This window comes from Lentzea flava (assembly GCF_014648475.1).
Lineage (GTDB): Bacteria > Actinomycetota > Actinomycetes > Mycobacteriales > Pseudonocardiaceae > Lentzea > Lentzea flava.
Genome location: NZ_BMRE01000005.1, coordinates 60,868 through 84,635 on the forward strand (window position 1 = coordinate 60,868; position 23,768 = coordinate 84,635).

At 70.6% G+C, this 23,768-nt stretch carries 23 protein-coding genes; 10 read left to right on the forward strand and 13 right to left on the reverse strand.

The window, feature by feature from the left end; all coding sequences use genetic code 11:
- Positions 1-6 precede the first annotated feature (6 nt).
- Together IEZ09_RS09745 and IEZ09_RS09750 are read right to left on the reverse strand one after the other, a co-directional pair.
- Entirely contained in the window at positions 7-1,623 is a 1,617-nt protein-coding gene (locus IEZ09_RS09745) for an AfsR/SARP family transcriptional regulator (protein WP_189253300.1), read from the reverse strand.
- A 100-nt stretch (positions 1,624-1,723) separates the two neighbouring features.
- The gene (locus IEZ09_RS09750) at positions 1,724-4,789 is read right to left on the reverse strand and encodes an AfsR/SARP family transcriptional regulator (RefSeq protein ID WP_189253301.1); all 3,066 of its coding nucleotides are present in this window, start codon (positions 4,787-4,789) and stop codon (positions 1,724-1,726) included.
- A 205-nt stretch (positions 4,790-4,994) separates the two neighbouring features.
- On the opposite strand from IEZ09_RS09750, the gene IEZ09_RS09755 reads away from it, so the two are divergent.
- From IEZ09_RS09755 to IEZ09_RS09765, 3 genes are read left to right on the forward strand one after another with little or no spacing between them, the layout of a single operon-like run.
- On the forward strand, positions 4,995-5,138 hold the full coding sequence (locus tag IEZ09_RS09755; protein ID WP_189253302.1) for a hypothetical protein: 144 nt from the start codon (positions 4,995-4,997) through the stop codon (positions 5,136-5,138).
- A gap of 9 nt (positions 5,139-5,147) precedes the next feature.
- Positions 5,148-5,690: a hypothetical protein gene (locus tag IEZ09_RS09760; protein ID WP_189253303.1), complete on the forward strand. Its 543-nt coding sequence runs from the start codon at positions 5,148-5,150 to the stop codon at positions 5,688-5,690.
- Positions 5,684-6,544, forward strand: a complete 861-nt coding sequence (locus IEZ09_RS09765) for a sporulation-delaying protein SdpB family protein (protein ID WP_189253304.1) — start codon at positions 5,684-5,686, stop codon at positions 6,542-6,544. Before IEZ09_RS09760 ends, IEZ09_RS09765 begins: the two co-directional genes overlap by 7 nt.
- Here the strand turns inward: IEZ09_RS09765 and IEZ09_RS09770 are convergent.
- Positions 6,523-7,500, reverse strand: coding sequence for a helix-turn-helix transcriptional regulator (locus tag IEZ09_RS09770; protein ID WP_189253305.1), 978 nt, complete (start codon positions 7,498-7,500; stop codon positions 6,523-6,525). The two genes, IEZ09_RS09765 and IEZ09_RS09770, sit on opposite strands and share 22 nt — an antisense overlap.
- Positions 7,501-7,575: 75 nt before the next feature.
- Between IEZ09_RS09770 and IEZ09_RS09775 the strand changes: the two genes are divergently transcribed.
- On the forward strand, positions 7,576-7,923 hold the full coding sequence (locus IEZ09_RS09775; RefSeq protein ID WP_189253427.1) for a YybH family protein: 348 nt from the start codon (positions 7,576-7,578) through the stop codon (positions 7,921-7,923).
- 11 nt (positions 7,924-7,934) lie between these two features.
- The gene (locus tag IEZ09_RS09780) at positions 7,935-8,438 is read left to right on the forward strand and encodes a DUF488 domain-containing protein (protein ID WP_229812402.1); all 504 of its coding nucleotides are present in this window, start codon (positions 7,935-7,937) and stop codon (positions 8,436-8,438) included.
- A 592-nt stretch (positions 8,439-9,030) separates the two neighbouring features.
- Here the strand turns inward: IEZ09_RS09780 and IEZ09_RS09785 are convergent.
- From IEZ09_RS09785 to IEZ09_RS09805, 5 genes are all read right to left on the reverse strand, one after another.
- Positions 9,031-10,230, reverse strand: a complete 1,200-nt coding sequence (locus IEZ09_RS09785) for an HNH endonuclease signature motif containing protein (RefSeq protein WP_189253306.1) — start codon at positions 10,228-10,230, stop codon at positions 9,031-9,033.
- Positions 10,231-10,394: 164 nt separating this feature from the next.
- Entirely contained in the window at positions 10,395-10,910 is a 516-nt protein-coding gene (locus tag IEZ09_RS09790) for a hypothetical protein (protein WP_189253307.1), read from the reverse strand.
- Positions 10,900-11,712, reverse strand: coding sequence for a thermonuclease family protein (locus IEZ09_RS09795; RefSeq protein WP_189253308.1), 813 nt, complete (start codon positions 11,710-11,712; stop codon positions 10,900-10,902). The genes IEZ09_RS09790 and IEZ09_RS09795 overlap by 11 nt, the downstream gene beginning before the upstream one ends.
- Before the next feature lie 215 nt (positions 11,713-11,927).
- Positions 11,928-14,180, reverse strand: a complete 2,253-nt coding sequence (locus IEZ09_RS09800) for a proprotein convertase P-domain-containing protein (protein ID WP_229812403.1) — start codon at positions 14,178-14,180, stop codon at positions 11,928-11,930.
- A gap of 90 nt (positions 14,181-14,270) precedes the next feature.
- Positions 14,271-15,506 (reverse strand): MFS transporter, encoded by a 1,236-nt coding sequence (locus IEZ09_RS09805; protein WP_189253309.1) that lies wholly within the window; start codon positions 15,504-15,506, stop codon positions 14,271-14,273.
- A 134-nt stretch (positions 15,507-15,640) separates the two neighbouring features.
- Between IEZ09_RS09805 and IEZ09_RS09810 the strand changes: the two genes are divergently transcribed.
- The 4 genes from IEZ09_RS09810 to IEZ09_RS09825 all read left to right on the forward strand — a co-directional run bounded on the left by IEZ09_RS09810 (position 15,641) and on the right by IEZ09_RS09825 (position 18,821).
- Positions 15,641-16,426 carry a GAF and ANTAR domain-containing protein gene (locus tag IEZ09_RS09810; RefSeq protein WP_189253310.1) on the forward strand — a complete coding sequence of 262 codons (786 nt, stop codon included), beginning with the start codon at positions 15,641-15,643 and terminating at the stop codon, positions 16,424-16,426.
- A 67-nt stretch (positions 16,427-16,493) separates the two neighbouring features.
- Entirely contained in the window at positions 16,494-17,048 is a 555-nt protein-coding gene (locus tag IEZ09_RS09815; RefSeq protein ID WP_189253311.1) for a VanZ family protein, read from the forward strand.
- Between the two features lie 10 nt (positions 17,049-17,058).
- On the forward strand, positions 17,059-17,718 hold the full coding sequence (locus tag IEZ09_RS09820) for a response regulator transcription factor (RefSeq protein ID WP_189253312.1): 660 nt from the start codon (positions 17,059-17,061) through the stop codon (positions 17,716-17,718).
- Positions 17,715-18,821, forward strand: a complete 1,107-nt coding sequence (locus tag IEZ09_RS09825) for a sensor histidine kinase (RefSeq protein WP_189253313.1) — start codon at positions 17,715-17,717, stop codon at positions 18,819-18,821. Before IEZ09_RS09820 ends, IEZ09_RS09825 begins: the two co-directional genes overlap by 4 nt.
- Here the strand turns inward: IEZ09_RS09825 and IEZ09_RS09830 are convergent.
- On the reverse strand, positions 18,788-19,972 hold the full coding sequence (locus tag IEZ09_RS09830) for a serine/threonine-protein kinase (protein WP_189253314.1): 1,185 nt from the start codon (positions 19,970-19,972) through the stop codon (positions 18,788-18,790). The genes IEZ09_RS09825 and IEZ09_RS09830 overlap by 34 nt on opposite strands.
- A 213-nt stretch (positions 19,973-20,185) precedes the next feature.
- On the opposite strand from IEZ09_RS09830, the gene IEZ09_RS09835 reads away from it, so the two are divergent.
- Positions 20,186-20,791 (forward strand): TetR/AcrR family transcriptional regulator, encoded by a 606-nt coding sequence (locus IEZ09_RS09835; RefSeq protein ID WP_229812404.1) that lies wholly within the window; start codon positions 20,186-20,188, stop codon positions 20,789-20,791.
- On the opposite strand, the gene IEZ09_RS09840 is transcribed toward IEZ09_RS09835, so the two are convergent.
- The 4 genes from IEZ09_RS09840 to IEZ09_RS09855 are packed head-to-tail and all read right to left on the reverse strand — an operon-like array spanning position 20,775 to position 23,718.
- Entirely contained in the window at positions 20,775-21,815 is a 1,041-nt protein-coding gene (locus IEZ09_RS09840) for a threonine aldolase family protein (protein ID WP_189253315.1), read from the reverse strand. The genes IEZ09_RS09835 and IEZ09_RS09840 overlap by 17 nt on opposite strands.
- Before the next feature lie 13 nt (positions 21,816-21,828).
- The gene (locus IEZ09_RS09845) at positions 21,829-22,389 is read right to left on the reverse strand and encodes a helix-turn-helix domain-containing protein (RefSeq protein ID WP_189253316.1); all 561 of its coding nucleotides are present in this window, start codon (positions 22,387-22,389) and stop codon (positions 21,829-21,831) included.
- Positions 22,389-23,072: an alanyl-tRNA editing protein gene (locus tag IEZ09_RS09850; RefSeq protein WP_229812405.1), complete on the reverse strand. Its 684-nt coding sequence runs from the start codon at positions 23,070-23,072 to the stop codon at positions 22,389-22,391. Before IEZ09_RS09850 ends, IEZ09_RS09845 begins: the two co-directional genes overlap by 1 nt.
- A 19-nt stretch (positions 23,073-23,091) precedes the next feature.
- Positions 23,092-23,718: a DUF2238 domain-containing protein gene (locus IEZ09_RS09855; RefSeq protein WP_189253317.1), complete on the reverse strand. Its 627-nt coding sequence runs from the start codon at positions 23,716-23,718 to the stop codon at positions 23,092-23,094.
- Between the last annotated feature and the right edge of the window lie 50 nt (positions 23,719-23,768).

Below are 23,768 nucleotides of genomic sequence, written 5' to 3' on the forward strand. Positions count from 1 at the left end.
CTCCGGTCAGAGCGGGACGGACTCGGCGGACAGCTCGCGGGCGCACAGCCGCACCAGCGGGTCGACCCGGCCGGCCGGATCGACGAGACCGGCCGCCACCAGTTCCTCGACGGCGAGGTCCACGGCGGACTCGGTGCGTCCCGGCTCGCGAGCGGAGCCGGTGGTGGCGAGCGCGCGCAACGCCCGCAGCGCCGCGGGTGACAACGCGTCGAGGCTGGCGGCGATCTCCGCCCGCACACTGGTCGTGCCGACGGCGAGCTCGTCCAGCACTCCGGCGTCGTCGGCCATGCGATCGGCCAGGCGCCGCAACGACATCCCCGGCCGCAACGCCAGGCGTTCCGCGATGATCCGCAACGCGCGCGGGTTGCCGGCGCACGCCCGCACCACGGCCCGTGCGGCGGCGGGTTCGGCCGTCGCCCTCGCCACGCCGAGCACGCGAACGGCGTCCCGGTCGGCGAGCGGGCCGAGTCTCAGGGCCTCGAACCCGCCGGGCGTGCGGCGGGTCGAGACGAGCACCCGGCTCTGCCCGGTGCCGAGCACGAACGGCGCGACCTCCCGCGCGCCGTCGAGCACGATCAGCACGCGCCGTTCCGCGAGCAGCGACCGGTACGCCGCGGCCCGGTCGGCGATCTCTTCCGGCACGTCGTCCCGCCGGACCCCCAGGGCACACAACAACTCCGTGAGAGCGCCACCCGTTCCGCGGGTGACCGCGTGGTAGAGCTGACCGTCCGGAAAGGACGGTGCGAGCCGTTCCGCCGCCCGCAGCACCAGGGCGGACTTGCCGATCCCAGGCGGGCCGCACACCACCGTCATCCGGCTGGCCGAGGCCGTGATCGCGGCGAGCTCCCTCCTGCGACCGGCGAAATCGGCCGGACCCGGCGGCAGACCACGCGGAACGGCGGCGAACACCCGGCGCTGGGCGTCCCGCAGCACGGGCCCCGGATCCAGGCCGAGCTCGGTGCGCAGCACGTCCCGCGCCTTGCCGAAGACGGCCAGGGCGTCCGCCGTGCGTCCGGCCCGGTGCAGCGCCCCGACCAGCTGGGCCCAGGTGCCCTCCGCCAGCGGGCGTTCGGCGACCATCTCGCGCAGCAGGCAGATCGCGTCGTCCCCGCGCCCCGTCGCGGTGAGCGCCTCCACCAGCGCCGACAACGCCGCCCAGCGCCGGTCGTCCAGCGCGGTCGCCGCCGCGTCCACCCACGGCCCCAGCTCGGCCCCGCCGAACGCCCGCCCTCGCCACAACCCCAGCGCCCGCGTCAGCACGCCGACCGCGTGCCCGTGCTCCCCCGCACGGACGGCCTGCTCGCCCTCGTCGGCGAGGCGGTGGAACACGTGCAGATCGACCTCGGCGGGATCCACCTCCATCCGGTAGCCGACCCCGACGCTGCTGACCTGGGCGGTCCCCGCCAGCATCCGCCGCAGATCCGACACGTAGGTGCGCACGTTCGACGGCGCCGAGCGCGGCGGCGCCTCACCCCACAACGTCTCCACCAGCCTGTCGGTGGAGACCATCTCGCCGGCGCGCAACAACAGCGCGACCAGCACCCCCTGCCGTTTCACCCCGCCGATGGCGAGGCGCCCCTCAGCCCCGTGCACCTCCAACGGACCCAGCACGTGCAGACGCATCCGACCCCCCGGTCCCTCTCCGGCGTCACCGCTGGGTGGGGAGTCAAGCAACGCTCAGCATCGGCTCGGCCTTCGCTCGACATCGGCCGGAACATCGGCGCTAGGCGTGCACCTTCCGGGGAGCGAGCACCTGGGTCACGGGACGCAGGGCGCCCGCGCGGGTCCGGCAGCGGCTGCACAACACCGACCTGTCACCGGGCGCGGCCAGATGGGCGCGGATCTGTCCGGTCTCCGGCGCGTCGTCGTGGTAGACGGGCAGCGCCTTCTCCCACAGGTTGCGCGCCCTGTCGTGCTCGCCGAGCGCGGCGGCGACGTGGGCCAGGCCCTCCCTCGCCCGCGCGAGCGCCAGCGGCAGATCGCCCTCCAGCGACACCCGCTCCGCCTCGTGGAAGCCCGCCTGCGCCTCGGCCAGCCGACCGGCCGCGAGATCCGCCTCGGCCACGGCGGTGATCGCGTCGCACTCCGGTTCGTGCAGGTCCGACGACCGCGCAGCCTCCCGGGACGCGACGGCCACCGACGTCGCCTCGTCGAGGCGTCCCTGCGCCCGGTAGGTCACCGACAACCACGACAGCGCCACGACCTCCCCGCGCACGAACCCGATCGAGCGGCTCAGCCGGACCGCCCGGTCGAGCGGGTCGACCGCGAACTCGTCGCGTTCCCGGTTGTGCTCCAGCCAGCCGATGTTGATCAGCGTGATCGCCTCGCCCTCGACCGACCCCACCCGCTGGTGGTGCACGAGAGCCTGCTCGAACAGCAACCGCGCCCTGTCGTACATGCCGAGCTGGCAGGCGACGATGCCGAGGTTGATCGCGGAGTTGACGCCGTTGTCCGCGTCGCCGAGCGTCTGCGCGACCTGACGCGCCTCCTCGAACCGCAGCGCGGACTCGGTGAGGTCACCGGCCTGCAGCAGCGAGACGCCGAGATCACGCAGCCCGCCGGCGAGCGCGGGCAGGTCGTCGAGCTCCCGGCAGATCGCGACCGACCGCTCCAGGACGTCGCGCACCTCGAGGCTGCGGCCCTGCTCCCGCAACGCGAACGCCACCGTCTGCCACGCGAGCGCGAGCCCGCGCTGGTCGCCCAGCTCACGGGCCGCCCGCACCGCCTGGTCGGCCAGCTCCAGCACGCCGGCCCGCTGCCCGATCCGCTGGAAGTACGGCACCAGCGCGCACGGCAGCTGCCACGCGTGCGTCAGCCAGCCGTGCGTCGCGGCGTGTTCGACGACCGCGACGAAGTTCCTGTGCTCGGCGCGCAGGCCGCGCAACGCCTCCTCGGCGCTGCCCGGCGCGGGTGCGGGTGAGTCGTGCGCAATCTCCGGGGTGAACCGCGGGTAGCCCATCGTGAGCGTCGCGCAGTACTTCTCGGCGAATCCGAGGTAGTGGTCGAACAACCGGTGCCGGGCCCCGCGCACCTCGTCGGGGCTCAGCTGCTCGGCCATGCCGCGGGCGCAGTCGCGCACCAGGTCGTGCAGGCAGTAGCGGCCGGAGTCGCGTTGCATCACCAGGTTCGTCTCCAGCAGCGCCTCCAGCACGTCCTCGGCGTCGGCGGGCGCCATCCCGGTCAGCGCGGCGGCCACGTACGCGTCGAAGTCGTGGCCCGGCACGAGTCCGAGCAGCCGGAACAGCCGCTGCCGCACCGGGTTGAGGTGCCGGTAGGACAACGCGATCACGCCGGAGACGCTCTGGTCCTCCATCGTGAACGTGCGGTCGCGCCTGCGCCGGTCACGCAGCTGATCGGCGAGGTCCGCCATCGTCCACTTCGGACGGCGGCGGAAGCGGGACGCGGCGATCCGCACGGCCAGCGGGAGGCCGCCGCACAACGCGACCACCGCCTCGGTCGCCTGGCGTTCGGCGTTGACGCGGTCGGCCGACGCGATCCGCCCGAACAGTTCCACGGCCCCGTCCGGTTCGAGCACGTCCAACGGCAGCGGCACCGCGCCGGGCAGGTCGAGCAGCTGGCGTCTGCTGGTCACCAGCACGAGCGATCCCGGTCCACCCGGCAGCAACGGCCGGACCTGCGCGGAGTCGGCGGCGTTGTCGAGCAGGACCAGCACCCGCCTGCCGGCCGTGCGTTCGCGCCAGCGGTCCCGCCGCGACGCCGGGTCGGCCGGCATCTGGTGCGCGGGAACACCGGTCTGCCACAGCAGTGCGTCCACCGCCTCGTCCGCCGTCATCGGCCGCACGTCGTCGGTGTGACCGCGCAGGTCCACGAAGTACTGGCCGTCCGGGTAGCGGTCGAGCAGCAGATGCGCGACGTGCACGGCGAGCGCGGTCTTCCCGACGCCGCCCATGCCCTCGACGACGAGGATCGTCAGGCCGTCGGCCGCGAAGGCGAGCAACTGCGCCACCTCGGCGGCGCGGCCGGTGAAATCCGGTGTGTCGTAAGGGAGAAACGAACCGACCGGCTCGGCGGTCAGCGGTTGCGCCAGCTCACCGGCCGGCTCGGAGCGCAGCATCCGCTCGTGCAGGGCCCGCAGTTCCGGACCGGGATCCGCGCCCAGCTCCTCGGCGAGCAGCCGGCGTCCCTCCTCGTACACCGCCAGCGCGTCGCCCTGCCGTCCCGCCCGGTACAACGCCCGCATCAGCGTGGCGCGCAACGACTCCCGCAGCGGGTTCTCGGCCACGTGCCCGACGAGCTCGGCGACCAGAGCGGGGTCGTCGAGCTCGAGGCGTAATCGCGCCAGCCGTTCCACCGCCACCAGCCGCTGCTCGGCCATCGCGTCGCGGGCCGTCGTGATCGACGACGAGGCGAGCCCGTCCAGCAACGGGCCGCGCCACAACGCCAGCGCTTCGGTCAGCGCGGCGGCGGCCTCCTTCAGGCGCCCGGCTTCCGCCGCGGCGTCCGCGTCGCGCACGAGGGTGCGGAAGACGTCGGAGTCGAGGGTCTCGCCGTCGATCTGCACGCGGTAGCCGTGCGTCGTCGTGACCAGGCGCCCACCGGCCGCACCGATCACGCGGCGCACGCCCGCCGCGGCGTTGGACACCTGACGGCGCGCGGTCTGCGGAGGGTCGTCCCACAGCTCGTCCACGAGCCGGTCGAACGACACGACCGATCCGGCGTTGAGCAACAGCACGGCGAGCAGCTTCTGCTGCCGTTCTCCGCCGAGCTCGACAGGACTGCCCGCTCGGTGGAGTTCCAGCGGGCCGAGTATCCGATATTCAAGGACCACGGACTCCCCCGAATCAATGTGAAGGCCTTTTGAATACCACATCAGCGCGGAACTGAAGGATCGTTTTCGCGAAAACATTCCAACTACGCTTCGAACCCATTCAGACACGTGCAGTAAACGTTGACAGGGAGCGCCGGACCGGCTCTCATGTGTAACCGCCGCCACAGTTGCTGTGGCGGTCCAACGTGAAGAGGGGGCGTTCGAAATGCGGTGGTACGCCTTACTGGGAGCGCTGTCGGCGGTGTTGGCACTGGCCGCGGCGCTGCTCCTGCCCGGTTCGGACACATCGGGCCCCGGCTCGTCCGAGACCGTGCAGGCCGGCCTCGCGCCGTGCTCGACCGGATGCTGAGCTGGTTCGGTGCCCGGCGACCCTGACGACCGGACAGGCGCCGCGCAGGGTTTCGCGTTCACCTGCGCGGCGCTTTTGGTACTCACCCTCGGCATCGCCGTCACGTATCTGCCGAAGAGTCTCGTCGGCGATTCGATCACCGCTCGCCAGGACGCCGCTAAATTGATCTGGCCGATGGCGTGGCGCTTCTACGTCAATTCCGCTGAACGCGAGTTCACCGTCGTCTATCAGCAGTCCGGCGACTCGTTCGTCCCGCTGACCCGCCCCGCCGCCGACGCCCGCTACCAGTACGGGTTGAACAGAACGTCCTACGGCGACATGGCCCGGCTGGTGTCCACCGCGCGGTCCGTCCGGCCGGACCAGTGGCGGGACTGCGACGCCGCGGACATCGCCGCGTGCACGCGCGTGATCACCGAAGCTCCGCGCACACCGATCCCCGACGGGTTCGCACCGCACGTGTGCGGCCCCGCCGTCTTCGCCGTCGAACGTCCGTCCGCCGACCGCACGACCAGGCGCGTCACCCGCGTCGCCGCCGTGGAGCTGACGTGCTGAACCGGCTCCTGGCGGCCGACCCGCGTTCGCCACTGCTCGGCGCGGCCCGCACCCTCGTCGCCGCGGCCCAGCTGCTGACCCTGGCGTTCACCTCCGACACCGGCCTGTTCCCCGGTCTCGACGGCGCTCCCGACGGACCGCAGTGCACCGGTCTGCGCGGAACCTCCTTGTGGTGCCTGGGTTTCAACCCTTCGGTCGCACGCTGGATCGCGATCGCGGTGCTTGTCGCCGTGGCCGTCGGCTATCGGCCTCGATGGACGTGCGTGCCGCACTGGTACGTGGCGTTCAGCTTCAGCGCCGCGCTGATCGCGTCGAACGGCGGCGAGCACATCAGCAAGATCCTCGCCCTGCTCCTGATCCCGGTGCTGCTGGGCGACGACCGCCGGTGGCACTGGACCAGCCCGGCCACCCGGATGCCCCCGAGGTGGCACGGCGCGGCGGCCGCCGCCCACCTGGCGATCCGGATCCAGGTCGCCGTCGTCTACGGCGAGGCGGTGTGGTTCAAGCTGCGCGAACCGGAGTGGCGCACCGGCGAGGCGATGCACTACGCGATGCAGGACGCCTACTTCGGCGCCAGACCCGCACTGGCCGGGCTCGTCAACGGCCTGGGCCCGCTGATGACGTGGGGCACGCTCGTCTTCGAGGCGTTCCTGGCGGTGTCGGCGTTCTGCGTCGTCCGCGTCCGGCGGTGGGCGGTGCTCGCGGGCGCCGCCCTCCACGTCGGCATCATGGTCGTACTGGGCCTGATCGGCTTCGGACTGGTGATGGTCGCCCTGCTGCTCGCCTCCGCGAGCCGCACCGGCGTCAGGCCAGACCGATCTGCCGGAAGATCTCAGGTCACATCGCTTGCGTAGCGTGCGGCGAGTGCCGCTGCACGGTCTCGGACGGCCACGCGCAACCATTGCGGCGCAAGCACTTCCGCATTCGCCGCAAGCTGCCAGACCGCCCATTCGGCGTGCCGCGAGTCCTGGAAGGTCACCTCCAGCCGCAGCCGGCCGTCCGCGTCGGTCCGCTCGGCCAGGACCGCCAGCGCGGTGGTCACCAGGTCCTCGCGCCGCGCCGGATCCAGCCGCAGCACCACCGCGACCTGGTCACCGCCGCTGCGGAACCGCGCACTGCGTTCCTGCCAGGCCAGGTCCAGATCGACCCGGTCCGGCCGCTGCGCGGGTTCGTCGAGCTCCTCGGCGGCGACGATCCTCGACAACCGGTAAGTCCGGTCCTCCCCCTCCCTGGCGGCCAGCAGGTATCCCTGTTCGCGCACCGTGACCAGCCCGATCGGGTCGACCGTGCGCCACTTCGGCGCCTGCCCGGCGGCCGCGTAGCGGATCCGCACCTTGTGGCCCGCGAACACAGCGCGCCGCACCTCGGCCACAACGGCGTCGGGCACCTCGTCCGGAATCCGCCTGCGCGCGAGGAGATCGGTGTCCGGATCGATGAGCAGTCGTTCGGCAGCACCGGCCGCCGTGGCCCGGTAGCTCTCCGGCAACGCGTCGACCACCTTGCGCATGGCCGAGGCGAGCGCCGTACCGAGACCGAACGCCTGCGCACCCCGCCGAGACCCGGCAACCAGCAGCGCGAGCGCCTCGTCGTGGTTCAGCCCGGTGAGCTCGGTCTGAAAACCGGGCAACAACGCGAACCCGCCGTGCCGACCGCGCTCGGCGTAAACCGGCACCCCGGCCGCCGACAACGCATCGATGTCCCGCAACACGGTGCGGGTCGACACCTCGAGCTCGCGAGCGAGCGCCGTCGCCGACAGCCGACCGTGCCGGCGCAACAGCAACACGAGCGACACCAACCGATCGGCACGCATTCCCGAACTCTACGAAATACACGACACAAGGTGACGTGATTCGTTGGCAGGCTCCTCCGCATGACGAACATTCCTGTGGCCACCGAACCGAACGACCTGAGCAGGTTCTTCATCGAACGCGGCAAGGCGGGCGACGTGGACGGCCTGGTGGCGCTGTACGAACCGGACGCGGTGCTGGCGTTCCCGCCGGGCACCATCGCGACCGGACACGCCGAAATCCGCAAGGTCTACGAGGGTTTCGTGGCAGCCGCCCCGGACCTGGTGCCCGGCAGGCAGCACCCCGCCCTGGTCTGCGGCGACCTGGCGCTCACCGCCACCACGCTGGCCACCGGCGAGATGACGGTCGAGATCGCACGACGTCAGCCGGACGGGTCATGGTTGTGGGTCGTTGACCAGCCGATGCTGGTGCCGCTCCTACCGTAGAGCTCCTGGAGGTGGCGGCTGTGAAACGCACTGCGACGAAACGGATCGCGACGATCGGCGTCTACGGCTTCACGGCCGCCACCTTCATCTCGACGCTCACCGGCGCCGGCGTGGAGATGCTGGTCGATCTCCGGCAACGTCGTGGCGTTCGGGGGCACGAGTACGCGTGGGCCAACTCGGCGCAGCTGCAAGGGCTGCTGGCCTCTGCCGGCATCGGGTACCGGCACGTGAAGGAGCTTGCGCCCACCACGGAGATGAGGCAGCTGCAGTACCAGGAGGATGATCGGCAGGGGGTGGGCAAACGGTCTCGGGTCGCGTTGGCGCCGGCTTTCGCTTCGCGGTACACCCAGGAGGTTTTGGCGCCGTTCGACCTTGGTGAGCTGGTGAGGGCGCTTCCCGGGTTTTCGGCGTTGTTTTGTGTGGAGCGGGATGCGGAGGCTTGTCATCGGTCGCTTGTGGCTGGACGGTTGCGTGACGAGTACGGGTTGTCGGTGACTGATCTTCGGCCTGAGTGAGCTTGCCGGAGGGGTCCGGTAGTGCGGGTTCCGTCGCCTTGCTTAGTTGGTTGCGTTGGGTGTTGACGAGCGGGGTCATTTCATCGCCGCTTCGCGACGATTGCGATTGGGGCTTGACTTCGGGGCCCTTGCGAGGCGCAGATCGGCCTTCAAAAGCCGGGCATGTAAAGCGCCCGGCCGATCCGAACACGGTAGCACCTCGCACCCAAAGTCAAGCCCCAATCGCGAGCGTGCGTGGTTGCGTTAGGCGGTCGGGTTCCGGAAATTACCGCTTGAACGGCGTGGCATCGGGTGCTGTCCGGCTCGCTTCGCATCGCGGTTTCGGGGGCTTTGCCTTTCGCAATGATTGACAGTGGGCGGTTTAGGCCTCATCAGCGCCTTGCATGTGCCAGCGCCACGGTCTCGTCCAGTCCCTTGCCTGCGCCGGTGCCCCGCCCCCGTCTGGACTATTGCCGCTTCGTCAGGGTGATCGCCCTTGTCCCCGCTTTCCGACCCTGGCCGGGTTTGGGCATGGCTGTGCCACGGCCGTGGTGGTGCTGCACGGCCGTGGCGGTGGAGGCGGTGATGGGCCGCTCGCGTTCCCCGGTCGGAGTCAGGCGGCGGTGTGAAGCTGGTTGCGTCTGGGTGTTCGCAGCGGGTCCAGCCAGGCGGGCGCGTAGAAGACCGGTAGGCCGTGCTCCATCGTCACTTCCCACCCGCTGCGGTGGATCAGGGTGTGGTGGTGACGGCACAGCAGCACGCCGTTGTCGACGCGAGTGTCGCCGCCGTCGGCCCAGTGGTGCACGTGGTGGGCGTCGCAATGCTTCGGCGGACGGTGGCAGCCGGGGAACGCGCAGCCGTGATCACGCGCGACCAGGGCCCGGCGGATCCCGGCGGTGAACAGCCGCGACCGGCGGCCCACGTCGAGCGGCTGCGACCGGCTGCCCATCACCATCGGGATGATCCCGGCACTGCAGGCCAGCTGGCGGACCTGGTCGGCCGGGATCGGTTCGCCGTTGTCCAGCGTCGCCGCACCGATCTGCTCGGCCAGGTCCTGGTAGCGCATTGTCAAGGTCAGGGTGACTGGTTCGCCGCCGTGTTCGGGCAGCTGGTCCGCCCGCAGCGTCAGGTCGACGAGTTCGGCCAGCGCGTCGCCCTGGCGTTCGTCGAGCGAACGCGGGTCCGGGCCCTCGGCGGTGGTCGGGCGCGGCTTGGCCAGCGGGTCGAGCAGGGTCGCGAACTTCGCGCCGGTGAGGGCGTCCATCGTCGCCGCGAGCTTCCAGTCCCCCGTCTTGCTCTGCCGCAGCGTGAGCCGGTTGCGCGCGGACTCGGGCTCGGGGTCACGCGGCTCGGGGTCGCTCTGGAACAGCGCGTAGATCAGCCTCTTGCCCAGCACGCGCACCGCGGCGGGCGCGAACTGGCGCGCGTAGTCCACCATCTGCCCCTCACGCTCGGCAGGCAGAGTCTTCATCGCCTCGGCGACCACCGCGACATGATCGATCGACACCGCGCCCTCGGCCGCCGCCGCGGCAGCGATCGGAAGCCGGGCAGCGACCTCACTGCCGGTCAGGGTGATCTCACTGCTCAGCAGCGCGGCCTGCTCGACCCAGCGTTTCGCGGTGTTCTTGTCCCACCGGACCGCATGCCGCAACACGTCCTGCAAATTCTTGTAACCGAGTTCAGCGGCGGCTCCGCGCCGGTTCAATTCGGCAATTTTCTGCATCACCGCATAATCGCGGGCCCGGATTTCCGTCACCTCGTCGACGATGCCGCGCAGCAGCTCGCCGGTGGAGAGGAGAGGAAGGTCGATCACGTGTTCGACTCTACCGCAAGATCACGAGAATATTACGGTCGAAAATGAACACCATCGAGTGAATCGAACCTGATGCCACACCTTTCTCTACCTGCCCGGCTCTTGAAGGCCGATGTGCGCCTAGCAAGGTCCCCGAAGTCAAGCTCCGATCGCAATCGTCGCCGTCAGCTGAGCAGCTCTGCCAGATGCACCACCTGATCACGCGCCCACGACCGGTGACTGCCGCCGTGAAAGGTCACGCGAACGTCCGACCCGAGCGCCACCTCGGTCACCTGGGCGATCGGGCCGATCGAGCCGTACAAGCGGACGAGGTCGCCGGGTGACAGCGAGTCCGCCTGCTTTGTCCCGACGTTGCGGGCCAGCGACGACGGCCTCAGGAACGTGGTGAAGAGCCACCAGAAACCGCCGCACAGCACCGGGACGGTGAGCACCAGAACGCCTGCAACGACTGGGAAGGCCGTCACCAGCACGGCGGCGACCACCAGCGACCACAACAGGCCGACCACGGTGGCCACGTGGGCGGAGTGCACGGGGTGGTCGCCTACCTGGAGCCAGCCCGTCGTGCGTATCCAGCCCGCCTTCGTCAGGCCGCGCGGGGGCTTGCCGTGGTCGAGGCTCGGGGGTGGGTCGGTGATCTCCGGCGGTTTGCGGAACAGGTCGATGCCGGTGTCAGTCTGCACGGCGCCACCTCAGGTTGTTGCGGCCGTTGCGGGCGCAGACCATTTCCTCGCCGTTCGAGGTCGTGCGGCGGGCGCCTTCCTTGAAGCAGATCTTGCCCGGCCAGATGTTGTCGATCTCGTCGAACGGTGTCGTGGTGGTGGTGGTGGTGGTCGTGACCGGAGGTGGCGGTGGTGGCGGTGTGGAGGGCTCCGGCGTGGAGGTGGTTGTCGTCGTGGTGGGAGTGGAGGACGAAGTTGTGGTGGACGACGTCGGCATTTCGTTCGTGAGGCAGCTGGCTGCCCACAGGCCGCGGCGTTCCTGGCGTGCGGAGGATTCGACGGGGGCCAGCTCGTCGCGTGACGTCAGGTCTGCTCGTGCCACGCCGTCGTGCACGATGGTTCGGGCGTAGTCCTCGCCGTTCGGGAGGCGGACGTCCACCGCGATTCGGTTGCTGTCCGCGTCGACGTCCTTCTTCACGGTGAGCCGGACCGTCTTGCCCAGCAGCAGGTTCTGGGCTGTGGCACGGGATTCCGCGAGCCAGCAGTCGGCGATGCGGCGCAGGCCTGCCACGCGGGCGTCGAAGAAGACGCCCGTGGCGGGTTCCACGCCTTCGAACAGGTCCACATCGGACACCGTGTGGACGGTCACCTCGAAGGAATCGCCTCTGTGCACGGCGGTGTCGAGTCCGGCGTCCCCGTGTTGCCGCGGTTGCGCGTTGTCCAGGAGGCCGGCTGCGGCGGTGGTGACGAGCGCCGTGACGACGCCCAGGCACATGACCGCGAGCCTGGTGCGATGGCTGGCGCCCCACCAGAGGCGGCGCACGGCTCCTGGTTGCCGGGGTGACTCGACTGGGTTCGGCAATGGCTGTCCCCGAGTGGTGTGATCGATTGTCGAGGCAGTGTTATCGCTCACAAGTGGACCGTCAAGAAGGCAAAAAGGTTCAATCGATTTATTGGCTATATTTCACAGAACCCCTGGTGTTATTGCCTCCGCACGCGGCCGTGCACCCCTGCGGGCAGGGGTGCACGAAACCGGGCTCAGGGCGTCAGGTTGAGGGTCCAGGTGTCGATCGTGCCGACATCGGCCTGTTCGAGGTCACGGACGCGGAGCTTCCACGTGCCGTTGGCGGCCTCGCCGGACAGGTTCACCGTGTAGGTCTGGTTGATGTTGTCCGCGCTGCCGCCGCTGCGGTTGTGCAACGAGTACGACGTGCCGTCCGGTGCGATCAGAGCCACCGTCAGGTCGCCGATGTAGGTGTGGCGGATGTTCACCGCGACGGTGGAACTGGCGGACGGTGTCGCGGTGCAGCCCGAGATCACGATGTCGCTGTCGACCGCCGCGCCCGCGTCCGGGATGGCGACGTCGTTCGGGTTCGTGCCGGAACAGCCGACGCCGGTGACCGTCAACGAAAAGGTCGCGGTGCGGGAGCCGGAGCCGGTCGCGGTGATCGTGATCGGGTAGGTGCCGGACGCGACGGACGCCGTGGTGCTGATCGTCAGCGTCGAGCTGCCGCCCGTCGTCACGGAGGCCGGGCTGAACGAAGCCGTTGCGCCGGAAGGGAGACCGGACGCCGACAGCTGCACGGTCTGCGGCTCGCCGCTCACCGTCCGGGTCTGCACGGTGGCCGACACCGCGGAACCCGCCGCCACCGAACCGGACGCCGGCGAGACCGACACGGAGAAGTCCGCCGAGGGCGAACCGCTCACGGCCGACTTCCACAGGGTGTAGGCGATGCCGTCGACCGCGGCGTTGAGGTGGGTGTCGCTGATGTTGTTCGTGGTGTCGCAGGCTCGGTGGTAGCACGGGTCGAACGCGCTGCCCGCCGTGCCGCCCCACTTCGCCGCCTGGGCCGAGGTCTTGGTGGCGCTGGCGCCCATGGCGTACCCGGACGCCGGGATGCCCGCGTTGGTGAACGACGCGTCGTCGGAACGGTTGCGGCCCTCGGTGTTCTCCTCCGGCGACAGGCTCAGGGAGTCCCAGTACGCCTTCATGTGCGCGGACTGCGCGGAGTTGATGTTGTTGATGAAGTAGCCGCCGTTGACCGACGCGATCATGTCGAAGTTGTGGTAGGTCTTGATCTTCGACCGCTCCGCCGACGTGAGCCGGGAGACGTAGAAGCGCGAGCCGTTGAGGCCCTGCTCCTCGTCGGTCCACCAGCCGAAGCGGACCTTGTTCAGCATCGTCGGGTTCGTCCGCGAGAGCACGAGCGCGGTCTCCAGCAACGCGGCGGAACCCGAGCCGTTGTCGTTGATGCCGGGCCCCGCGGACACGGAGTCGAGGTGCGCGCCGAACATGTAGACGTTGTCGGCGTTGCCGCCGGGCCACTCCGCGATCACGTTCGGACCGGCGCCAGTGGTGCAGCCCGACGTGCAGGCCTGCTCGGACACGGTGAACCCGGCCGCGGTCAGCTTGTCCTTCACGTACGCCACCGACGCCCGGTAGCCGGCCGTGGTGGAACGCCGGTTGCCGCCGTTCTGCGTGGCGATCGCGTTGAACTGGGTCAGGTGCTGCTTGACCGCCGTGACGTCGATGTCGGGGATCTGCACGCCGCCGCCCGAGGTGACGGTCAGCGTGTAGGTCGCGGTCTTGGTCGTGGCGCCTGCGGCCTGGATCGTCACCGGGTAGGTGCCCGCGGGGGTCGACGCGCTGGTGGAGATGGTCAGCGCCGAGTTCGCGCCGGTCGTGACGGACGCCGGGCTGAAGGACGCGGTCGCGCCGGAAGGCAGACCGGAGGCCGACAGCTGGACCGTCTGCGGCTGGCCGCTCGTCGTCTGCGTCTGCACCGTCGTGGACGCCGAGGACCCCGGCGCGACGGAGCCGGAAGCCGGTGACACGGCGACGGAGAAGTCGTTGGCGGGGGCGAGGTTCAGCGACCAGGTGTCGATCCGGCCGACGTCGTTGGCCGCGTTGTCGGTGACCCGGAGCTTCCACGTGCCGTTCGCGGTCTCGCCCGACAGGTCGACGGTGTAGGTCTGGTCGATGTTGTCGGCCGAGCCGCCGGTGTGGTTGTGCAGCGGATAGGTCGAGCCGTCGGGGGCAACCAGGGTGACGGCGAGGTCGCCGATGTAGGTGTGGGCGATCTTCACCGGCACCGCGCTCGCGGCCGAGGGCGCCGACGCGCAGCCGGAGATGGTGAGCGGCGATTCGACCGTGGTGTTGTCGCCGATCGCGACGTCACCGTCGTTGGTGCCGGAGCAACCGGCGAGCGGTGCGGCGGCCGCAGGGATGGCCATCGCAGCGGCGACGAGGACGGTCGTCAACGCGGTGGATAACAGGGATCTTCTTCGCACGGCAGGACTCCTTCGCAGGGATCGCAGGGTCCCGCGAACGTAACGCCGTCGAACGCCATCGACATCCGGTCGTTCGGATGGTTGTCGAGATCAGGCCCGTGCCGCACGCCGCAGCACCGGCGTCACCCACGCCAGCGCCACGCCGGTCCCGAGCACCGCGACCCCCGCCGCGAGCCCGGCGCGCGGATCCCCCGCCACGACCGCCACGGCTCCCCCGAGCGCCGCGCCGAGCGGCTGGCCGAGGCCCCACGCCAGCATCCTGGCCGTGGTGTTCACCCGTGACTGCAGTTCCTCCGGGCACACCTGCTGGCGGTAGGTGATGCCGTTGATCACCACGGTCGCGCTCGTGGCACCCCAGTACACCGCCGCCACGCACGTCACGAGCCAATGCCCGCTCGCGAGCACGAAAAGCCCGCCGAGCAACGAGAGCAGCAACGCTCCCAACGCCAGCCGCGCGCCGCCCCAGCGTTCGGTCAGCCGCGGCAGCAACCGGGACGCGATGATCGCGCCCACGCCCCAGCAGCTGAACAACGCCGCCAGCCGCACGTCCCCGCGCGGCGCGACACCCAGGACGCGGTCGGCGAACGGCACGAGCACCGCGAACCACGCACCGTTGGCGACCGAGTGCGCCGCACCGACGAGGGTGAGCGTCCGCACGACCGGCTCCTTCCACAGGAACCGCAACCCTTCCCGCACGTCGGCGACGAGTTCGCCGGCACCGCGCACCGGACGCGGGTTCGCCATGCTGCTGGTGATGCCGCGCAACAACAACGCCGATCCCACACCGGTCAGCGCGTTCACCGCGAGCAGTGCCGCCGGAGCGACGACGGCCACCAGCAGTCCCGTCACACCGGGCACCACGAGCTCCACCACGGTCGAACGCCCGTAGAGGGTCGAGTAGGCCGCCGTCAGCCGGTCCTTGCCCACCAACGCCGGCAGCGCGCCGAAGTTGGCCGCGTCGAAGAACACGAACGCCGTCTGCGCCGCGAACGCCACCGCCACGACGTGCGGCGCGGTCAACGCCCCGGCGAGCCACGCCAGCGGCACGCTCAGCAGCACGGCGGCGACCGTGAAGTCCAGCGCCACCATCATCTTCCGGCGGTCGAGCCGATCCGCGAGCGCACCCGCGAGCAACCCGAACACGAGGTATGGCAACGCTTCCGCCGCCGTCACCGCCGAGGTCCACCCCGCCGACCCGGTCAGCCGGTAGACGAGGACCGGCATCGCCACCGCCGACACCACCGCGCCCACGACCGACAGCACGCGCGCGTGGAGATACCGGCTGAAGTCGCGATCGGACGCGTTGAGCTCTTCGGTGTCCCCCACCCCGACAGCCTAATGCCCCGATTGTGCCCGTACAGCCGCACGCGCGCCGCGATCAACACCCGTACGATGCGGTGCACGACGTCGAGAAGCAGGCGCCGTGGACTCCGCTCCTACGGATGAAGAGGTGCCTCGGCATGACCGACGAAACAGGAACGTTCGAGACCGCCGCCAGATCGCACAACGGCTCCCGCCCCGACCCGGTGGCCCGCCTGGACGAGGCAGCGGAGGCGCTGGAACTGCTGCGCGACGCCTTCACCGGCGAGGAGTCGCTCGACACCGCCCTGCAGCGGCTCGCGGAGACGGCGGCCAGGGCGATCCCGGACGCCGACGCGGTGACGGTCTCCGTCGTGACCTCGGGACAGCTCCGGACGGCCGCCACCACGGATCCCCGGCTCACCGAAGTCGACGAGAAGCAGTACAGCGCCGGTCGCGGCCCGTGCTTCGAGTCCGCACGCACGCTGCGGCCCGTGCGAGCGGTCGCCGGCGAGCACCTCGACGTGTGGCCGGAGTTCGAGGCGGGGGTCGCCCAGCACGACATCCGCGCGTACCTGTCGGTGCCCGTGGTGCTGCCCTCCCCCAAAGCCGCAGGTGACGAGCACGTCGGCACACTCAACATCTACAGCCACACCGCGGCGGCCTTCGACCCGTTCGACGAGGGCCTGATGCGTCTCTTCACGACCGCGGCGTCGGCCACGATCACGTCCGACCAACGCTGGCAGCGCTCGCGCGAGCACATCGCCCACCTGGAACAGGCGATGATCTCGCGCGCCGTCATCGACCAGGCGAAAGGCGTGCTGATGGCGGTCCACTCGTGCACGGCCGACGAGGCGTTCGCGATGCTCGTCGAACGGTCGCAGCACGAGAACGTCAAGCTGCGCGACGTCGCGAAGAACCTGCTCGACTCCGTCACCCGGTCCTGAGCGCATATCGCGGGCGTATCGAAAACCGGATACACCGCCACAACCACTTCCCGTCTTCAGTGGCGACATGCTCAACGAATGGCAGGACTGGGTCGGCACGTTCACCGGCGTCGTGGCCCTCACCGTGCTCTCGCTTCCGGTCGCCTGCGTCACCACAGTGGTCCTGGGGTGGCGCAGGAAAGTCATCGGCGCCCCGAAACCGTGGCGAACGTCGCTCGCCGAGGTCGGCATGGTCTACGGCACGGTGCCGTCGGTGTGGCTGATCCTGTTGCCGGGCGAGCGCCCCGGGCAGGTCCTCGGCCCGCTCAACCTCGTACCGCTGCGCGACCTGCTGGAGATGGACACCGGTCAGATCGTCGGCAACCTGCTGGTCTTCGCCGCGTTCGGGTTCTTCGGGCCGATGCGGCTCAAGGCGCTGGCGTCGGTGCGGCGAATGCTCGTGGTCACGGCGACGTGGTCGGCCCTGCTGGAGATCACGCAGTACCTCTGGCTGGACCGGGTGTCCTCAGTGGACGACGTGCTGCTCAACGCGGCCGGGGCGGGACTGGCCGCGCTCGCGTCGTACCCCTGGTGGCGCACCGCGGCGCGGACGGATACGGCGGCGATATGCAGCGGTGTCTAGGGTGCCGGGTATGCGCGTGCTGATCGTGGAGGACGAGCCCTACCTGGCCGAGGCCGTCCGGGACGGGCTGCGGCTGGAGGCGATCGCCGCCGACGTCGCGAACGACGGCGACACCGCGCTGGAGCTGCTCCACGTCAACTCCTACGACATCGCGGTGCTCGACCGCGACATCCCCGGCCCGTCCGGTGACGAGATCGCCCGGCGGATCGTCGCGGGTGGCAGCGGCATGCCGATCCTCATGCTCACGGCGGCCGACCGGATCGACGACAAGGCCTCGGGGTTCGAGCTCGGGGCCGACGACTACCTCACCAAGCCGTTCGACCTGCGCGAGCTCGTGCTGCGGCTGCGGGCCCTGGACCGCAGGCGCGCGCACGCCCGGCCGCCGGTGCGCGAGCTCGCCGGGCTGCGGCTCGACCCGTTCCGCCGCGAGGTGTTCCGCGACGGGCGTTACGTCGCGCTCACCCGCAAGCAGTTCGCCGTGCTCGAGGTCCTCGTCGCGGCGGAGGGCGGTGTGGTCAGCGCCGAGGAGCTGCTGGAACGAGCCTGGGACGAGAACGCCGACCCGTTCACCAACGCCGTCCGCATCACCGTCTCGGCGCTGCGCAAACGACTCGGCGAACCCTGGCTCATCGCCACGGTTCCCGGTGTCGGCTACCGGATCGCCACGTGACCAGGCAACCGGGGCTCAGCGCACGCCTGAAGCTCACGCTGAGCTACGCCGCGCTCGTCCTCGTCACCGGCGCGGTCCTGCTGGCGGTGGTGTGGATGTACCTGCTGCGCTACGTCCCGAACGTCGAACAGGGCCTGCTCTACACCTCGCCCAACCGGTACCTGCTCTCCCGCATCTTCGGACGCGCCGCGGCGATCGCGCTGGCCGTCCTGCTGGTGTCCGGCCTCGCCGGCGGGTGGATCCTGGCCGGCCGGATGCTCGCCCCGCTGCACCGGATCACCGACGCGGCACGGAAGTCCTCCACCGGGTCGTTGTCCCACCGGGTCCGGCTGCCGGGCCGCCAGGACGAGTTCCGCGAGCTGGCCGACGCGTTCGACGCCATGCTCGACCAGCTCGAGTCGCACTTCGCCGAACAGCAGCGCTTCGCCGCGAACGCCTCGCACGAGCTGCGCACCCCGCTGGCGATCACGCGGTCGCTGCTCGACGTCGCCCGCAAGGACCCGGCGCACGACCACGCCGAACTCGTCGAGCGCCTCCACACCGTGAACACGCGGGCGATCGACCTCACCGAGGCCCTGTTGCTGCTCAGCCGCAGCGACCGCGGGGCCTTCACGCGCGAGCCCGTGGATCTCTCGCTCGTCGCGGAGGAGGCCGTCGAAACGCTGCTGCCTCTCGCCGAACAGCGCGAGATCACGCTCGACGTCACCGGTGATGCCGCGAAGACCGCCGGTTCCGAGGCTCTGCTGCTGCGGATGGTGACGAACCTCGTCCAGAACGCCATCGTCCACAACCTCCCGGCCGGCACCGTCACCGTTCACACCGAATCGTGGCGCGACACGGCCGTGCTACGAGTCGAGAACACGGGTCCTCAACTTCCGGCGGAGCTGGTGCCGACGCTCGTCGAACCGTTTCGCCGCGGTGCGGACCGCGTCCGCACCGACGGGCACGCCGGTGCCGGGCTGGGGCTCGCCATCGTGCACAGCGTCGTGCGGGCCCACGGTGGAACGCTGCACCTCACGCCGCGCCTCGCGGGCGGTCTCGTCGCAACGGTCCGGCTGCCCGTCACGCCTCAGAATCCGCAGCCCTCCGGTGACCACGTCTGATCACTCGCGTTGCTGCCGTCGGCGCGCAACACCCTGACCTGCACGCACAGCGCGCCGGGGGCGTAGAGCTCGACCGACGGCGTCTCGACCGTGCCCGTCTTCAGTTCGTCGTTGGTGCGCCAGGCGAACGTGTCCCCCGCCAGCGGCGACGGGTAGGTCCACGAGAAGCGGAGGGTCTCGCGGTTCACGCGGGTGACGGTGACGGTCACGCCGGCCGACGGCCCGTTGCCCACCGCGCTCTGCGGCTGCACCTCCTGGGGCTGCTGCGGCAGGGAGTCGTCCTTCAGGAACAACATCCCGCTGGTGCCGAGCACTCCGGCGGCGACAGCGGCGGCACTGGCGTACACCGGCCAGCGTCGCTTCCGGCGCGGACCCGGCTCAGCCGGGAGCACCACGGCGTCCACAGTGGACCCGGTCGGCGAGGTCTCGTGGTAGATCTCCCGCAGCCGCAGTGCAAAGGCCTCCGCGGACACCGGACGCGCGGCGGGATCGGCCGCCATCGCCTGGTGCAGCAGGACTTCCAGCGACTGCGGAGCCCGGCCGGTCGACGGCGGACGGCCGTGCAGGACGCGTTGCTCCACAGCGGCGTGCGAGTTGTTGCCCCGAGGCAGCACGAACGGCGAGTGCCCGACGAGCAGGTGCCACAGCGTCGCCCCGAGCGAGAAGACGTCCGCCCGCACGCCGTGGAGGCCGCTGGTGATCACCTCGGGCGCCGTCCACGGCAGCCGGTCGCGGCCGAGCACGCCGAAGTCGGTGAGACAGGCGTTGCCGTGCTCGTCGAGCAGGACGTTGGCGGGCTTGACGTCGCGGTGCACCACACCGACCCGGTGCGCGGCGTGCAGCGCGTCCGCGACCTGCACGCCGATGTCGAGCACGCGCTCGAACGGCAACGGCGCCAGCGCGCCGACGTCACCGTTCGAGTAGTGCTTCATCACCAGGTACAGCAGGCCGGCGCGAGTCCGGCCGGCGCGGTGCACCGAGACGATGCCGGGGTGCCCCAGTCCCAGCACCGTCCTCATCTCCGCGGCACGCGGCGGGTCGACGAGCAGCTTGACCGCGACCTCGCCGTCCGCACCGCGGTACAGGTGGACGTTCTTGCCGAGCGGCCGGGCGTACCGGAATCCGGGGATCTCCGGTAACTCCTCTGTCATTCGTCACCTCGTTGCCGACTACTGCGGTCCGGTGGCCCCGCCCACCTCCGGTGACTGAGTAATCCACCCCGGCTCGACTGTCAACGGTCAACCACCAGTTGAGACGACAGTTGGCACTAATCGGGCAGCACGAGCTGGTTCTCGCGGCCCAAGGCGGTGCTGACTCGCACGTCGTGGACAGCGGCTGACTGTAGTGCGGGTAGCGTTCAGGCCGTGGAACCCGTTGCGCTGCCGTGGGGCCGACCACGTGAAGAGCGGGCCGACGCCGCACGCAACCGCGCCCACCTGATCGACGTCGCTCGCCGGATGGTGGCGGAGCTGGGCGCCGACAAGGTCACCATGGACGGCCTCGCCGAGCAGGCAGGGCTGGGCAAGGGCACGGTGTTCCGCCGTTTCGGCACCCGTGCGGGCATCTTCCACGCGCTGCTCGACGAGGAGGAGAGGCACTTCCAGCAACGGGTGCTGAGCGGGCCGCCGCCGCTGGGTCCGGGTGCGCCGCCGGTCGAGCGGCTGATCGCGTTCGGCCGGGCACGCCTGGAGTTCCTCGTGGAGCACATGGTGCTGGCCCGTGCCTCGCTCGATCCCGGCCAGCCGGTTCCCGTCAGCGAGAGCCCGTCGCTGTTCCACGTGCAGATGCTGCTCAACGAGGCGTGCCCGGCCGAAGCCGCGAGCGGTGCGCTGGCGGTGCAGCTGGTCGCCGCGCTGGAAGGGCCGATCCTGCTGTACCTGCGGGGCGAGGGAACCCCGGAGGTGGACGGCCTGATCGCGAGCTGGCAGGTCCTGGCCGAACGGGTGTGCGGCGTCAGCTCAGCGCGCTGATGGCGGTGAGCAGACCGTCGACGTCCTCTGGTGCGGTCGCGAACGACGTGACGAGGCGGGCGACTCCCGGCTCCCACCGGTCGTGGTAGAAGGCGTAGCCCTGAGCCAGCAGGCCGTCGGTGACGTGGTGGGGCAGGCGGCAGAAGATGATGTTCGCATCGGCCGCGGCGACGAGCTCGACGCCGGGAATCGCCTTGAGCCCGTTCTGGAGTCGCGCGGCCATCGCGTTGGCGTGCCTGGCGTTGCGCAGCCACAGCTCGTCGGTCAGGTAGGCGTCGAGCTGGGCTGCCTGGAAGCGCATCTTGGACGTGAGCTGGCCGGCGCGCTTGGCGCGGAACATGAGCTCCGGCGTGAGCGAGCGGTCGAACACGACGATGGCGTCCGCGGTCATCGTGCCGTTCTTGGTGGCACCGAAGGAAAGCAGGTCGACGCCCGCCCGCCAGCTCATCTCGGCGGGAGTGCAGCCGAGGGCCGCGACCGCGCCGGCGAACCGCGCGCCGTCCATGTGCAGGCGCAGTCCCGCCTCCTCGGTGATCTCGCCGAGGACGCGGATCTCGTCGAGGCTGAGCACTCCGCCGGTTTCCGTGGCCTGGCTGATGCTCACGACCGACGGCTCGACGCTGTGCACGTCGCCTTTCTTGTGCCGCACGGCGGCTCGCAGCGCGTCCGGGTCGATCTTGGCGTCGTCGCCGGGCAGCGGGATCAGCTTCGCACCGGCGGTGAAGAACTCGGGCGCTCCGCACTCGTCGTTGTTGACGTGGCTCTCGCGGTGGCACAGCACGCTGCCCCACGGCGGGGTCAGCGCCGCGAGGCAGAGCGAGTTGGCGGCGGAACCGGTCGACGTGAACAGCACGTCCACGTCGCGTTCGAACATCTCGCACAGTCGTCGGCGGACCTCGGCGCTGATGGTGTCGTTGCCGTACGCCGCGGCAGGTCCGGACGAGGCGCGAGCGACGGCGTCGAGGATCTCCGGAGTGGTCCCGGCGGAGTTGTCACTGGCGAAAGCGTGCGCGTAGGCGGTCACGTGAGAAGACCCTTCAGCTGACGATGGGCGAGGCGATGACGACGGTGACGTCCGCCGGTTCGGTTCCGGTGTGGTAGAGGTGGGGCGCGTCTCCGGCGAACGCGAGCAGGTCGCCGGGCGCCAGCTCGCGCGGGTTCTCCGACGGACCCGCGGTCAGCTGGCCGGAGACGACCAGCAGGTGCTCGACGGTGCCGGTCGCGTGCGGGATGCCGTGCATCTCGGTGTCCTTCGGCATCCGCAGTCGCCAGATCTCCAGGCTGTTGCCGCTGCTGATCCGGCGCAGCAGCTCCCGGCCGACCTCTCCCTCGGCGAGCTCGGTGCCGGGCACGAACACCGGGCCGGGATCGGTGTCGCGGGTGAGCAGGTCGGTCAGCGGGATCCGCAGCGCGATGGCGAGCGCGTCGAGCGTCTCCACCGTCGGGTTCCCCAGCCCGGCCTCCAGTTTGGACAGCGTCGCCTTGCTCAGGCCCGCCCGGCGCGCCAGCTCGGAGCCGGTCATGCCGCGCTGCTCCCGGCGGCGGCGGATCTGCGCGCCCACGGACGCGGCGGTGCTGCTCGCCGGCCGCCCGGCCATCACCGCGTCCCGTGCGCGGCGGAGTACGACACCCGGACGCGTCCCTTCTTGACCTTCACCGTCGGCACCACGAGATCGGTGAGGTCGCCCAGGCTGCGGACGTGCGTTCCACCGCACGGCGCCGCGTGCAGGGCACCCAGGCACACCACCCGCCGCCCCTGCTCGTTCGTCTCCGCGGTCACCGGCAGGTCCTCGTCGACGGCCGCCGCGACCACCTTGCGCAGCTCGGCCGTCACCTCCTCGCGGCCGCCGGGATCCGCCAGCCGGGGGTCGGCGCGCGGATCGGTGAACTCGACGCGCGCCTGACCGGGGAAGTGGTTGCTCCCGGCCAGCTCCCACCCGAACGAGCGGCCCGCCGCCTCGACCAGGTGCCCTGCGGTGTGCAGGGCGGCGTGCGCGAGCCGGAGCCGCAGGTCGATCCTGGCCCGCACCCGCTGCCCCACGGCCAGCTCCGGCCCCTCGGTCACCACCAGTCCCGACTGCTCGTCCTTGACGGGCACGACCTCGACGTCGTCCAGCCAGCCCCGGTCGGCGGGCTGACCACCGCCCTGCGGGTGGAACAGGCAGTGCTCGACGGCGGCCCACGGCCGTCCGTCGCGCTGTCCCACCGCGATCACCCGAGTGTCGGCCTCGTCCGCGTAGGTGTCGTCGAGGTACGCCCTGACCTGCATCGGCTGCTCCAACCGTTGAACGTTACGTTTACTATAACGAACGCTGGAGCTGACGGTCGTGAATTCGGCGCCACACGAGCAACGAGACGATGGCGCCGCACAGGCACAGGAACATGTCCCACTGGGTGTCCCACTGATCGCCTTGGGTCCCGAGGAAGTCGTCGGCCCCGCTGCCCAGGATCAGCGCGCTGAACCACTCGACGAACTCGAAACACGCGCTGATCGCGAGACACACGCTGGCGGTGAGGAAGCCGACCCAGCCGCCCGGCCGCAGCGGAGTGCGCCGCAGCAGCACCTCGCGGACGGCCACGGCCGGAACGAAGCCCTGGATGAAGTGCGCGAAGCGGTCGTAGTTGTTGCGCTGGGTGCCGAGCAGCTCCTGCGCCCACTCCCCCAGCGGTGTCTCCGCGTAGGTGTACTGCCCGCCGTAGCAGAGCACCAGCGCGTGCAGCACCAACAGCCAGGTCAGCAGTCTGGTCAACGGGAACCGCTTGTGCAGCGCGACCACCAGCGGCAGGCCGATCAGCACCCACACGACTTCGAGCACCCACGTGCCGAGCGATCTCGCCTGCACACCGGTCGCCACGAGCGCGGCGAGCACGACGCCCGCCAGCACCCAGCCGTCGGTCCGGCCCACCCCGCGCACTTCGTGCTCCATGACCGATGAACCTACGGGGAACCGGCTGGCCAGCCGGTTCGGACACCTCG

What these genes read in the sequence shown, in the direction of transcription:
- IEZ09_RS09745 (WP_189253300.1), bottom strand. Translation starts at nt 1,623, where the DNA reads ATGCGTCTGCACGTGCTGGGTCCGTTGGAGGTGCACGGGGCTGAGGGG.
- IEZ09_RS09755 (WP_189253302.1), top strand. Translation starts at nt 4,995, where the DNA reads ATGCGGTGGTACGCCTTACTGGGAGCGCTGTCGGCGGTGTTGGCACTG.
- IEZ09_RS09770 (WP_189253305.1), bottom strand. Translation starts at nt 7,500, where the DNA reads ATGCGTGCCGATCGGTTGGTGTCGCTCGTGTTGCTGTTGCGCCGGCAC.
- IEZ09_RS09810 (WP_189253310.1), top strand. Translation starts at nt 15,641, where the DNA reads ATGACCGACGAAACAGGAACGTTCGAGACCGCCGCCAGATCGCACAAC.
- IEZ09_RS09815 (WP_189253311.1), top strand. Translation starts at nt 16,494, where the DNA reads ATGCTCAACGAATGGCAGGACTGGGTCGGCACGTTCACCGGCGTCGTG.
- IEZ09_RS09820 (WP_189253312.1), top strand. Translation starts at nt 17,059, where the DNA reads ATGCGCGTGCTGATCGTGGAGGACGAGCCCTACCTGGCCGAGGCCGTC.
- IEZ09_RS09830 (WP_189253314.1), bottom strand. Translation starts at nt 19,972, where the DNA reads ATGACAGAGGAGTTACCGGAGATCCCCGGATTCCGGTACGCCCGGCCG.
- IEZ09_RS09845 (WP_189253316.1), bottom strand. Translation starts at nt 22,389, where the DNA reads ATGGCCGGGCGGCCGGCGAGCAGCACCGCCGCGTCCGTGGGCGCGCAG.
- IEZ09_RS09855 (WP_189253317.1), bottom strand. Translation starts at nt 23,718, where the DNA reads ATGGAGCACGAAGTGCGCGGGGTGGGCCGGACCGACGGCTGGGTGCTG.